General features: G+C 66.1%; 11 protein-coding genes. 5 read left to right on the forward strand and 6 right to left on the reverse strand.

Translation table 11 applies throughout. The features are described from left to right. Positions 1–102 precede the first annotated feature (102 nt). Positions 103–951: a LysR substrate-binding domain-containing protein gene (locus HWW87_RS14110; RefSeq protein WP_175820790.1), complete on the forward strand. Its 849-nt coding sequence runs from the start codon at positions 103–105 to the stop codon at positions 949–951. Positions 952–973: 22 nt separating this feature from the next. On the opposite strand, the gene HWW87_RS14115 is transcribed toward HWW87_RS14110, so the two are convergent. Next, entirely contained in the window at positions 974–1,864 is an 891-nt protein-coding gene (locus HWW87_RS14115; protein ID WP_175820791.1) for a LysR substrate-binding domain-containing protein, read from the reverse strand. Positions 1,865–2,016: 152 nt separating this feature from the next. Between HWW87_RS14115 and HWW87_RS14120 the strand changes: the two genes are divergently transcribed. Continuing rightward, the gene (locus tag HWW87_RS14120; protein WP_175820792.1) at positions 2,017–5,064 is read left to right on the forward strand and encodes an FAD-binding and (Fe-S)-binding domain-containing protein; all 3,048 of its coding nucleotides are present in this window, start codon (positions 2,017–2,019) and stop codon (positions 5,062–5,064) included. A 90-nt stretch (positions 5,065–5,154) separates the two neighbouring features. On the opposite strand, the gene HWW87_RS14125 is transcribed toward HWW87_RS14120, so the two are convergent. The 3 genes from HWW87_RS14125 to HWW87_RS14135 all read right to left on the reverse strand — a co-directional run bounded on the left by HWW87_RS14125 (position 5,155) and on the right by HWW87_RS14135 (position 8,231). Further along, complete coding sequence (locus tag HWW87_RS14125; protein WP_050015635.1) at positions 5,155–5,457, reverse strand: hypothetical protein; 303 nt, start codon at positions 5,455–5,457, stop codon at positions 5,155–5,157. Positions 5,458–5,544: 87 nt separating this feature from the next. Further along, complete coding sequence (locus HWW87_RS14130) at positions 5,545–6,699, reverse strand: branched-chain amino acid ABC transporter substrate-binding protein (RefSeq protein ID WP_175820793.1); 1,155 nt, start codon at positions 6,697–6,699, stop codon at positions 5,545–5,547. A 632-nt stretch (positions 6,700–7,331) separates the two neighbouring features. Then, positions 7,332–8,231: a DMT family transporter gene (locus HWW87_RS14135; protein ID WP_175820794.1), complete on the reverse strand. Its 900-nt coding sequence runs from the start codon at positions 8,229–8,231 to the stop codon at positions 7,332–7,334. 57 nt (positions 8,232–8,288) lie between these two features. Here HWW87_RS14135 and HWW87_RS14140 point away from each other — a divergent pair, with 57 nt between their 5' ends. Beyond that, entirely contained in the window at positions 8,289–9,266 is a 978-nt protein-coding gene (locus HWW87_RS14140; RefSeq protein WP_175820795.1) for a LysR substrate-binding domain-containing protein, read from the forward strand. A 52-nt stretch (positions 9,267–9,318) separates the two neighbouring features. On the opposite strand, the gene HWW87_RS14145 is transcribed toward HWW87_RS14140, so the two are convergent. Continuing rightward, the gene (locus HWW87_RS14145; protein WP_175820796.1) at positions 9,319–9,927 is read right to left on the reverse strand and encodes a hypothetical protein; all 609 of its coding nucleotides are present in this window, start codon (positions 9,925–9,927) and stop codon (positions 9,319–9,321) included. A gap of 360 nt (positions 9,928–10,287) precedes the next feature. Between HWW87_RS14145 and HWW87_RS14150 the strand changes: the two genes are divergently transcribed. Next, positions 10,288–10,956, forward strand: a complete 669-nt coding sequence (locus HWW87_RS14150; protein WP_175820797.1) for a nitroreductase — start codon at positions 10,288–10,290, stop codon at positions 10,954–10,956. A 57-nt stretch (positions 10,957–11,013) separates the two neighbouring features. Further along, a complete protein-coding gene (locus HWW87_RS14155; protein ID WP_175820798.1) occupies positions 11,014–11,469 on the forward strand; it encodes a sodium:proline symporter in 456 nt (151 codons plus the stop codon). Between the two features lie 324 nt (positions 11,470–11,793). Here HWW87_RS14155 and HWW87_RS14160 read toward each other — a convergent pair whose 3' ends face one another. Further along, positions 11,794–12,393 (reverse strand): LysE family translocator, encoded by a 600-nt coding sequence (locus tag HWW87_RS14160; RefSeq protein ID WP_175820799.1) that lies wholly within the window; start codon positions 12,391–12,393, stop codon positions 11,794–11,796. Positions 12,394–12,449 lie beyond the last annotated feature (56 nt).

Below are 12,449 nucleotides of genomic sequence, written 5' to 3' on the forward strand. Positions count from 1 at the left end.
TTCCTGCATCGAGTGAGTGCTGACGGAATTCATTGTCCGGCGATGGAGGTGAACAGTAAAACGGGATAAACTGAATCGATTGATCAGTTTTTCTGAACCGACATGAAAAAGCTCGACCTCGATGTGCTCGCGATGGTGGTGGCCGTCGCGGAATCCGGATCGTTCGCGCAGGGCGCGCAGGCCGTGCACCGGTCGCCGTCGGCAGTGAGCATGCAGATCAGGACGCTGGAAGACGCGCTCGGCAAGCCGCTGTTCATCCGCGACACGCGCAACGTGACGGCGACCGACGACGGCAGGATGCTCGCCGACTACGGCCGCCGGATGCTCGCGATGCGTGACGAGGCGTGGGCGTCGGTCGTGCGTCCGGAGATTCGCGGCCGCGTGACGATCGGCGTGCCCGACGACTACATCTCGTCGCTGCTGCCGCAGGTGCTCGGCAAGTTCGCCGCGATGCATCCGCGCGTGGAAGTGCGCGTGATCGGCCAGCCGAGCAGCGCGCTGGTGCCGATGCTGAAGGACAACACGGTCGACCTCGCCTGCCTGACCCGCGTCAAGGGCGTGTCCGGCGAGCTGATCCGGCTCGAGCCGATCGTCTGGACGGGATCGCCGAAACGGAACGTGTGGGAAGAGCGGCCGCTGCCGGTGGCGCTGTTCGCACACGGCAGCATGGCGCGCGATCATGCGATCAAGGCGCTGAACCGGCGCAAGATTCCGTACCGGATGTCATACGAGAGCCCGAGCTTTCTCGGGCTGCTCAGCATGGTCGAGGCCGGCCTCGCCATCGCGCCGCTCGCGCGCTGCTGCGTGCCCGATCATCTGTTGCAGCTGTCGGAGAGCCACGGGCTGCCGTCGCTCGGCGAACTCGACGTCGTGCTCGCGCGCAGCGCGCAGTCCGCGCGCCCGCCGTGCGACTACCTCGCCGAGCAGATTCTCGGCGAATGGCGCGCCTGACCGGCACGTCGCCGGCGGCACGTCAGCACGACGTCAACAGCCATTCGCGGAAGGCGACGAGCGACGGCAGCGTGTCGTTGCCCGGCGGGTAGACGAGGTAATAGCTGCGCTGGCTGGTAATCGCGTCGCCGATCGCGTCGAGTTCGCCGCGGCTCAATTCGTCTTCCACGAGCACCTTCGGCACCAGCCCGATCCCCATTCCGGCATGCACGGCCTGGATCAGGTGCGACGTCAGCTCGAAGCTCGGGCCGATGCGCATCTGGCGATGATCGAGCCGATAGTGCGAGAACCACTCGGCCCAGGCCTGCTGATTGCTCGTCACGCCCAGCAGCGTCTGCTTCGCGGCCCAGGCCGGCGTGCGTGCGTCGGCCTTGCGGCCGCGGCCCGTGGCGGGCGGCGCGATCGCGATCAGGAACTCGTTGTACAGCCGGTGCGCGTGCAGGCCCGGCCAGTCGCCGGCGCCGACGGTGATCGCCGCGTCGAGGTCGTCGGTGAGGAAATCGATCGCGCCGATGCGCGAATGAAGGTGCACGGTCACGCCCGGATGCGCGGCGTAGAAGCCGTGCAGGTGCGGCAGCAGCCATTTCGAGCCGAAGGTCGGCAGGGTGGCCAGCCGCAGCGAGCCGGCGCCCGCCTGGTGCGACATCGCCTGCAGCGTCGCGCCGCGAATGCGCCCGAGCGCGCCGCTCAGCTCGACGAAGTAGCGGCGGCCGACTTCGGTCAGCTTGACTGAGCGGCCCTCGCGCCGGAACAGCGGCACGCCGAGCTGATCCTCGAGTGTCTGGACCTGCCGGCTGATCGCGCTCTGGCTCAGCGACAGCTCGTCGGCCGCGCGCGTGTAGCTTTCATGCCGCGCGGCGGCCTCGAACACGAGCAGCAGCGACATCGACGGGGTGAGGCGACGGTAATTCATGAGTTTTATGCAAGTTTTGCCGGGTGAGAATTCGTTTGTTTCTGGCGGAATATCCAAAGATACTGGAATTCCCGGTTGTGCGGAAACTTGCCAAAAAATCATGTTTCGGCGCGCGTGAACCGGCCGGCTCCACCCACATTGCGTTTTTGCCCATGTCGATCGTCCCGTTGCCCCGTCCTGCCAGCCCGTCCGCGAACGTGTACCGCGATTTTCTCGCCGCGCTGCAGGCGGCCGGTTTCGCCGGGGAAATCCGTGCAGACCACGCGAACCGGACCGTGCAGGCCACCGACAACTCGATCTACCAGCGCCTGCCGCAGGCGGTGATCTGCCCCGCGCATGCGGAGGACGTCCAGTTGCTGGCCCGGTTGCTGGCCGAGCCCGCGCACCGCGACGTCGCGATGGCCGCGCGCGGCGGCGGCACCGGCACCAACGGGCAGTCGCTGACCGACGGCATCGTCGTCGACCTGTCGCGGAACATGAACCGGATCCTCGAAATCAACGCGGAAGAGCGCTGGGTGCGCGTCGAGGCGGGCGTCGTCAAGGATCAGCTCAATGCGGCGCTGAAGCCGCACGGGCTGTTCTTCGCGCCGGAGCTGTCGACGTCGAACCGCGCGACCGTCGGCGGGATGATCAACACCGACGCGAGCGGGCAGGGCAGCTGCACGTACGGCAAAACGCGCGACCACGTGCTCGAACTCGACTTCGTGCTGATGGGCGGCGAGCGGCTGCACAGCGACGCGCTCGACGACGACGAACTGGAACGCCGCTGTACGCGGCAGGACCGGGTCGGCAAGGTGTATCGCACCGCGCGGCGCATCAGCGACGACCAGGCGGCGCTGATCGACGCGAAGTTTCCGAAGCTCAACCGCTGCCTGACCGGCTACGACCTCGCGCACCTGCGCGAACCGGACGGCCGCTTCAACCTGAACAGCGTGCTGTGCGGCGCGGAAGGGTCGCTCGGCTTCGTCGTCGAGGCGAAGCTCAACGTGCTGCCGATCCCGAAGTTTTCGGTGCTGGTCAACGTGCGTTACGCGGGCTTCATGGACGCGCTGCGCGACGCACGCGCGCTGCTCGAACACCGGCCGCTGTCGATCGAGACGGTCGACTCGAAGGTGCTGATGCTCGCGATGAAGGACTTCGTATGGAGCAGCGTGGCCGAGTATTTCCCGCAGGACGACGCGCGTCCGACGCTCGGCATCAACCTGATCGAATTCAGCGGCGACGACGAACATGACGTCGACGCACTCGTGCGCGCGTTCGTCGAGCATCTGCGCACCGATACGAGCGTGGAGCGTCTCGGCCATACGCTCGCGGCCGGCGACGATGCGGTGAAGCGCGTGTATGCGATGCGCAAGCGCGCGGTCGGTCTGCTCGGCAACGTGCAGGCCGAGGCGCGTCCGCAACCGTTCGTCGAGGACACCGCGGTGCCGCCCGAGAATCTCGCCGCGTACATCGCCGAATTCCGCGCGCTGCTCGACGGCCACGGGCTGCAGTACGGGATGTTCGGCCATGTCGATGCGGGCGTGCTGCACGTGCGCCCGGCGCTCGACATGAAGGACCCGAAGCAGGCGGCGCTGGTGCGGCCCGTGTCGGACGCGGTGGCCGAACTCACGCAGCGCCATGGTGGCCTTTTATGGGGCGAGCACGGCAAGGGCGTGCGCTCCGAATATGCGCCGGCGTTTTTCGGCGAGCTGTATCCGTCGTTGCAGCAGTTGAAGGCCGCGTTCGATCCGCACAACCAGTTCAACCCGGGCAAGATCGCGACGCCGCCGGACCACACGCTGCGGTTGCTGAAGATCGACGAGGTGCCGACGCGCGGCGACCACGACCGGCAGATCGACGAGCGCGTATGGCAGAGCTACGGCACCGCGATGCATTGCAACGGCAACGGCGCGTGCTACAACTTCGATCCGGACGACGCGATGTGCCCGTCGTGGAAGGCGACGCGCGAACGCGTGCAGTCGCCGAAGGGGCGGGCGTCGCTGATGCGCGAATGGTTGCGCCTGCAAGGGCAGGCCGGCGTCGACGTCGTCGCGGCGGCGCGCACGCGGCAGCCGTTCCTGCGCGGTCTGGCCGAGCGCTGGCGCAACAGCCGCAACGCACGTCGTGGCGACGCGGATTTCTCGCACGAGGTGTACGACGCGATGGCTGGCTGCCTCGCGTGCAAGTCGTGCGCGGGGCAGTGCCCGGTCAAGGTGAACGTGCCCGAGTTTCGCTCGCGCTTTCTCGAGCTGTATCACCAGCGCTACCTGCGGCCGCTGCGCGACTACCTGATCGGTTCGCTCGAATTCACGATGCCGTGGATGGCGCGCGTGCCCGCGCTGTACAACGGGCTGATGGGGGCCGGCTGGGCGCGGACGCTGCTCGAGCGCAAGATCGGCATGGTCGATAGCCCGCTGCTGAGCCGCTTCGATCTCGCGGCCGTGATTCGCGCATGGAACGTGAAGCCGGCCGATCCGCATGCGCTCGCCGCGTTGAGCGATGCGCAGCGCGCGCGCAGCGTCGTCATCGTGCAGGACACGTTCACGCGCTATTTCGATACCGAGCAACTGGCGACGCTGATCGAGCTGGCGGCGCGCCTGGGTTTTCAGGTGTGGCTCGCGCCGCTCGCGCCGAACGGCAAGGCGCTGCACGTGCAGGGCTTTCTTCACGCATTCGCGAAGGCCGCGATCCGCAACGCGACGCAACTGGCCGCGCTGGCGCGCTCGGGCGTCGCGCTGGTCGGTCTCGATCCGGCGATGACGCTCACGTATCGGCAGGAATACCTGAAGGTGACGGGGCTCGCCGACGTGCCGAAGGTCGCGCTGCCGCAGGAATGGTTGCTGGATGCGCTGCCGGAAGCCGGTGCGGGCGGGGCGACGGTTTCATATCGGTTGCTGCCGCACTGCACCGAGAAGACCAATGCACCGGACAGCGGCAAGCAATGGGCGCAGGTGTTCGCGCGTCGCGGGCTGCGCTTGCAGGTTCAGGCAGCCGGGTGCTGCGGGATGTCGGGCACGTACGGGCACGAGGCGCGCAACCTCGCGACGTCGAAGACGATCTATGCGCAGTCGTGGGCCGCGCACGTCGACGGGGCGGAACAGGAAGGCGAGGCGCTGGCGACCGGGTATTCGTGCCGCAGCCAGGTGAAACGCCTGTCGTCGAAGCAGCTGCGCCATCCGTTGCAGGCGCTGCTCGATCATGTGCGGGCGGTGGGGTGACAACGGGGCGGGTCGCGCGGCCCCTGAGGCGGCGTCGATCGCGCGTCGAGCGGCAATCCCCGTGCCGCTGTCGACCTCTGCCGGCGCTGGTCAGGCGTCGGCTTTCGCCGCTTTCCGCGCACGCGGTTTTTCCGCCGCGGGAAACACGCCGACGCCGCGCGGCCGTTTCGGCTCGATCCGCATTTGCCGGATCACGCGCCGGAAGTCGATCTCGTGCGCGGCCAGCGTGCCGATCAGTTTCGCGATGACCGCGAGGTGGGAAGGGACGGTGCCCTTGCTCGAATAGTTGGTGATCGAACTTTCGTTCATCCGGATCAGGCGGGCGAACTCGCGCGCCGTCAACTGCGCTTTCTTCAACTCCTGTTGGAATTCCGCATACGCCATTGCACACATGATGCTTCGTCTCCGTGAATCGGTATTCGGCCCGCGCGACGCCGGCGCCGACGGGTGGCGTTCCCGTCGTGCCGGCGCCGCGTCGGGTTACATCTTCACCTGGTCGAGGAAGGTCTTCTTGCCGCTCTTGTAGCCGTAGATCGAGATGATCCCGTGCGTCAGGTCGCCCTTCGCGTCGAACGTCGTCGTGCCGATCACGCCGTCGTACTTCGTCGCCGGCATCGCCGCGAGGATCTTCGCCGGGTCGGTGGAGTTCGCGCGCTTCATCGCGTCGACCGCGATGTAGACCGCGTCATACGCGAACGGCGCATCGAACTTGATGCCCTGGTTGAAGCGCTTCTGGTACTTCGCGAGGAAGTCCGCGCCGCCCGGCATCTTCTCGAGCGCAGCTCCTGCCTGCGAGCACAGCACGTTGTCGGCCGCCGGGCCGGCCAGTTCGGCCAGCGAATCGGTGCACACGCCGTCGCCGGACAGGATCTTCGCGCGCAGGCCGAGCTGCTTCGCCTGCTTCGCGAGCGGGCCGCCGGTGGCGTCCATGCCGCCGTACATGATCGCGTCGGGGTTCTCGCCCTTGACCTTCGTCAGGATCGCGCGGAAGTCCACCGCCTTGTCGTTGGTCGCGTCGTGCGACAGCACCTTCAGGCCGAGCGCCTTCGCCTTCTTCTCGAACTCGTTCGCGAGGCCCTGGCCGTACGCGGTCGAATCGTCGATCACCGCGACGCTCTTCACGCCCTTCGACTGCGCATAGCTCGCGAGCGCCGGGCCCTGCTGCGCATCGGTCGCGACGACGCGGTAGGTCGTCTTGAAGCCCTGCTGCGTGTAGGTCGGATTAGTGGCCGACGGCGAGATCTGCACGATGCCCGCGTCGCTGTAGATCTTCGACGCGGGGATCGACGTGCCCGAGTTCAGGTGGCCGATGACGGCGACGACCTTGTCGTCGACGAGCTTCTGCGCAACCTGCGTCGCCTGGCGCGGGTCGGCCGCGTCATCCTGCGCGTCGAGTTGCAGCGTGATCTTCTTGCCGCCGATCGTCAGGCCCTTCGCATTGATTTCCTCGACCGCGAGGCGCGCGCCGTTCTCGTTGTCCTTGCCGAGGTGCGAGATGCCGCCCGTCGTCGGTTCGACGCTGCCGATCTTCACGACCTGGTCGGCCATCGCGCTCGACGCGGCCGCGAACGCGGCGGCAGCCAGTGCAACGGTGATCAGGGGTTTGCAGCGCATGCCGACAGTGCTTCGTTCCATCTGCCATCTCCGAATTGAATGTCTTTCTATTGACGTCTTGACCGGCCGGCCGCGGGCCGGGGCGATCGGACGAATTTTCATACCCGTCACGGGGTTCACTTGCCTGGCATCCGGCCGGGTGACCTGCCGCCCGGGCGAGCGGACGGGCGCCTGACGCCATGCAATTCGTATGAATATATCGGAACCCGCTTCTGCGTGCTGCGGCGCACCGCGTAGCGGGCCGTTGCGGCGCGCGGATATCGAAGGTTCCGGATACCGGAAATCGTGCGCCGCGGCGGCCCCCGGATTGCGGTTCGCTGTCGTCGGCCTTACGGCCGCATCCATTATTCGGCCGGTCGCCACGGCGAAGCCATGGACACTGACGCACGGTCAATCGGGAACTGTTCGGTCGATTTGTCTGCACAGTTTGGTCATTGGCGAATGGCGTATCCGGTTTCATGGACATGCGTCATCGAGAGTGACCTCTATCTTTGTGCAACTAACGGTCAGGCCCGGCAGCGTCAGTGAATGGGTGCCAGCCGCACAGGCCAAACCGTCCATCCGGATCGGCAGAGACCGGGGGCGTCTTGGGACCGGCGTCGCGGCAAATCCGGATCGTCGCGTCGGCCACGCCATTCGCTGCAAGTTCGACCCTACGACCGTCCGCGCAACGCGACGACAATTACCCCTGCAATCGCCAGCAGGCCGCCGCACGCCGTCGCGATGCCGGGCCGCTCGCCCGTCAGCGCCACCGACAGCAGCGTCGCGACCGCCGGCGTCAGGTAGAGAAAGCTGGCCGCGCGCGCCGCGCCGAAGTAGCCGAGCGCGAAGGTCCAGGTCGCGTAACCCAGCGCGGCGGGAAAGACGCCGAGTACCACGACGGCCAGTGCCGTGTCGCGCGACCCGCCGCCGAGCGACACGAGCGCGCCGGGCAACCAGGGCGCAAGCAATACCGCGCCGGCCAGCAGCGTGTACGCAGTGCACGGCAGCGCGCCGTACACGGGAATCAGCCGCCGCTGCAGCACGAAATAGCTGGCCGAACACAGCGCCGCGCCGAGGATCAGCGTGCTTCCCGAGCCGAGGACGAGGCCGCCGGGCTGCCCTTGCGCGATCACCGCGATGCCGGCGAGGCTGACCAGCGAACCGAGCCAGCCCCAGCGATTGAAGCGCTCGCGCAGAAACACGGCGGCCAGCAACGCAGTGAAGATCGGCAGCGTGTTCACGATGAAACTCGCCGCGCCGGCCGACACGGTCTGTTCGCCGGTATTGAGCAGCGCGTTGTAGAGTGCGATGCCGAGCAGGCCGCATGCGAGAAAGCGCCACGCATCGCCTTTCGCCGGCAGCGGCGGCCGTCGCCAGGCGAGCCACGCGATCACGAGCAACGCGGCGGTCGCGAAGCGCGCGGCCGCGAGCTGCAGCGGCGCGAGGCCGTGCAGGCCGATCCGGATGAACGGGAACGCGGACGCCCACGAGACGATCGTGAACGCGACCGCGGCTGCCGCGACGAGCGGTTGTCGCGCGCCGCGCGACGTCGGTGACGAAACGGTATTCATGCGGCAATGGTGCGGCGGGGCGAGATGTTAAGCTAGCGCACAGATCAACACCCGGATATGAATATGGCTCACAGCTCGGAGGCGCGGCGGGCCGGCGGTCCGGCGCGTGTGCGTCAGGTGGCCGACGGGCTGTCGGCCGCCACGCCGATGCCGGGCCCGCGGCCGCCGCTCGCGAGCCTGGAGACGGTCTGCACGGTGGCGCGCGAAGGTTCGTTTCTCGCGGCCGCCGACGTTTCCGGCGTCACGCACGGCGCGATCAGCCGACGCGTGGCCGCCGTGGAAAACTGGCTCGGGATGGCGCTGTTCGAACGGCATGCACGCGGCGTGCGCCTGACGCCGGACGGGCAGCGCTTCGTCGGCCGGATCGAGCAGGCGTTCGCGATCATCGACGGCGCGGCCGATCAGTGGCGTTCGCCGCGTGCGCCGCGGCTGGTCCGGATGAGCGTGGTGCCCGCATTCGCGCAGCTGTGGCTGCTGGAGCGGCAGCCTGCGCTCGAGAGTGAAGCGCCCGCGTTGCGCATCGAGCTCGGCATCGAACTGCGCAACGTGGATATCGCCGGCGGCGAAGCGGATCTGTCGATCCGGTACGGGCGCGGCAACTGGCGTCGGCTCGACACCCGCCCGTTCATGCCGGAACGGCTGTATCCGGTCGCGCATCCGCGGCTCGCCGCGCAACTGGCCAGCATGCGCCGCGGAGCGGGCGACGCCGCGCTGCTCGACATGCCGTTGCTGCACGATTCCGACGTGACCGGCTGGCGCACGTGGTTCGATGCGCTCGGCATTCCGTTCAAGCCGCGTGCGCAGGATCGCCGGTTCGAGGATTACAACCTCGTGCTGGCGGCGGCCGAAGCGGGGCTGGGCGTGGCGCTTGCGCGAACGCCGCTTGCGGATGCGTATCTGCAGCGCAGCGCACTCGTGCGCGTGAGCCGTCACGAGGTCGATTCACTGCTCAGCTATCACTTCGTGCATGCGAAGGGCGAGAATCGGCCGGAGGTTCTCGCGTTGATGGAACGGATGGTGAAGGCGCTGGGGTAGGGCGCGGCAGATTGCGTAGAATGGCGGGCTGGCCGCGCGGGCCGCATGCATTTCACGGCTGAAGGTCGTTGTACATCGAGATTTCCGCCCCTGCGGCATGGGCAAGCGCCAGCGCTTCGGCGAGGTCGTCTTGTCTGACGGCGAACGCCGTATAGGCGTCGTGTCCGGTGTCGAGATGAAGCAACGCGTACCCTTTGCCGGCCAGCCAGGCGCCCAGCACGAGCAGTCCGGCCGGTACGTCGCCTTCACCGTCCCAGGTCCAGCGCTCGGCGATGCCCAGCGTATCGAGCATCTGGTTTGCCTGCCATTCGATTTCGTCGGATGCGCGCCAGTCGACCGAGATGCACAGGCACCAGTTGGAAGGGTCGAGCGTTTCCGGGGCGCTCATGTCGCGCGTGAGTACCCAGTCCAGTATCGATGACGTGTCTTCTCCGGGGTCGGCATCGTGGACGTAGGCGACGAGACGGTTGCGTGTCACGGTGTCGAGAGGCTTTACGATGATGTCGACCAGCTTCGCAAGTGCCGCCAACGCGTCCGGCGACGGCGAGAAGTGATCGCGAAGGATATCGGCATCGGAAGCCGGGGGCTCGAGCGCCTCCGGTGTGTTGTTCCCGTCGCTTGTCTTGTCGTTGCCGAACCAGCGCGTGAAAAATCGAGTCATGGTTTCTCCAGCGTGCTTCGTTTCGTGATCGGCAAAGCGTGCGAGTCGATGTCGCCGAGCGTACCGTCGGACTTCCGGTGCCGCGAAAGGGCCAGTGTATACGGCGCGGGCCGGGCGTTTGTCATGGAAAATCGTGCGGTAGTGCGTATTTATGTCGGCGACCGTTTCGGGGCGAATGGAATGCAGCGAGGCGCGTATGTCCGATCATTTCCGTTCGTTCGGCCCGGGCCGCCAAATCGTTACAATGCAGCCGCGGAAACGGCGAGATCACCGCAATGAAGCGGAATCGAGCCTTTGCCCGACGGCAGGGCAATCACCAACCATTGCAGTACGGGTTCAAATTTGTACAAAAGGGAACCGATGAATAGACCAGACAAGTCGTCGAAAGCGCGTGCGGCGCTGGATCAACTGTTTTCCGGCCTGGCGCCTGCGGACGCGAAGCGCGAATCGCCGCGTCCGGGCAATCCGTTCGCAACGGACGACGAGGTGTCGAGCGCATCCGGCGGTCGCGGCGGGGTGGAGGTCACGCTGTCGACCCGCATCCAGCTGCGCGGTTATCCGAGCGCCGACGCGTTCATGAAACGCATGGCCGAAGCATGGGGCCTCGAATGGGGCACGTACGACAGCGTCCGCGCGGTGGCGACGCTGCCTGCCGGATGGCGCTCGCGCCGGCTTCCGGAAGTCACGCAGATCGTCGACGAACGCGACGTGCTGCGCGCCGAGAGCAGCCTGCAGGGCGGCGAGATGTCGTATCTGAAGGTGCATCCGCGCTACTACATCGATGCGCGCAAGCGTTTCGGCTGGAGCAAGTCGTCGAAGGCGTCCGACGATCCGGATCTCGACGGCCCCGACTGGAACTGCTTCGTGATCGATCGGGAAAAGTCCATCGAGGTGCACGAACTGACGACGTCGTCGTTGAAGGCCGACATGGACAATGCGCGGGCGACGCTGTTGAAATGGCTGGACGAGCACTATCCGAAACATCGCGACCCGTTTGCGTACTGGTCGGACTGCGAAGGGGTGCGGTAAGCCGGGTTGCACGGCGGTTGGTTCGATGCATCGACCGGCCCGCCATGAGGACGACCATTGAAACAAGCGAGTGGGGTCCCGATGCTCTGGGCAGCGTTCGGCGCGGCGGTCGGATCGACCGTCATCGAGTTGCTGCTCTGGGCAATCGCCGGCGATGATGCCGTCCAGAATCTGTTGCGCGACGCGCGCCTCACGGCCGCGATCGTGATGGGGCGAAGCGTGCTCGATACGTCCGGCGGCTTCGATCCGCGGGTCATGGGCGTGGCGACGCTCGTGCATGCGATGCTTTCGCTCGTCTATGCGGCCGTGCTGGCACGGCTGGTCCACAGTCTGTCGTGCGTGGCCGCGCTGCTTGCGGGCGGCGCATTCGGGCTTCTCCTGTACGGCGTGAACCTGTACGGATTCACGGCGATCTTTCCGTGGTTCATCCCGGTTCGCGGCGCGATCACGCTGATCGCTCATCTGGTATTCGGGATCACCGCAGCGGCTGTGTACTACGTCGCCCGACGCTAGCCGCTGAGACCCTGTACAAAAAGCGGCGAGAGCGGATGCGTCTACAGAATCGACGCGAGCTTGGGCACGCGAAGCAGGAGACCGGCAATCAGGTAGCACGCGACGCAGGCGACGCTACCGGTCACGGCGAATGCAGTGATAACGTCTTCACAGATCGTACATGTCGGGTGGCAATCCTCTCGATGGGTTGGATGGCTTTTATCCCGGACCGAGATCAGCACACGCTGCATCGGATGCATCCATTTGAAGGATTCCTTCGAGACACGAGTCTCCGAATCGTCGTATTACTTCAAAGGGTTTGCTTCAATAGCTCTTCCATGGTGCTTAGCGGTTAAGCACGGAAAACAACAGCGAGCCAGAAAACATCAACAGCACGACCGATGCGCCGCGAAGCAGCGTTGCAGTATATGCGGCCAACGACCGGCGTGCCTTCAAGGCACCGCCGATGGTTAGCCACATCGAACCGATCGTTACGGCGAGCGTCGTGAAGACCGAGATCGCGCAGAGATAGAACGGAGCCGAGGCGAAAGCCTCCGTGGGAAAGATCACGGTGGCGAACAAGATCGATTTCGGGTTCATGGTTGTGGCGACGAACATGTCACGAAAACCGATGGGGCTCGACTGTATCTCATCGAAGCGCGGACTTTTCCACAACAACAGCGCGAGATAGAAAATGTAGGCTGAGCTTCCCAGCTTCAGCGCATCGTAAAGCCAAGGGCGTGTTGCCGCGAATACCGCTACAAAGAAGCCCCACAGAGAGATCGAGAAGCCATACCCCGCTGCCTCGGCAACCAAGAGGTGCCGCGATTGCCGGAAGCCCGCCTTGACACCCGACGACAACAACAGGGTATTTGTCGGCCCGGGCGTGGCCAGGACCAGTGAAACATAGAGCGCCATCTCCAACATGACATCCAATGTCGGCATCTTGCCTCCTTTTTATTGATGACGGTCGCTGCCCTCCGGGGCGGACCGCCGGATCA

Origin of the sequence: Burkholderia sp. BCC0419, assembly GCF_902830285.1 — a bacterium.
In the GTDB taxonomy this organism is placed as follows: Bacteria; Pseudomonadota; Gammaproteobacteria; order Burkholderiales; family Burkholderiaceae; genus Burkholderia.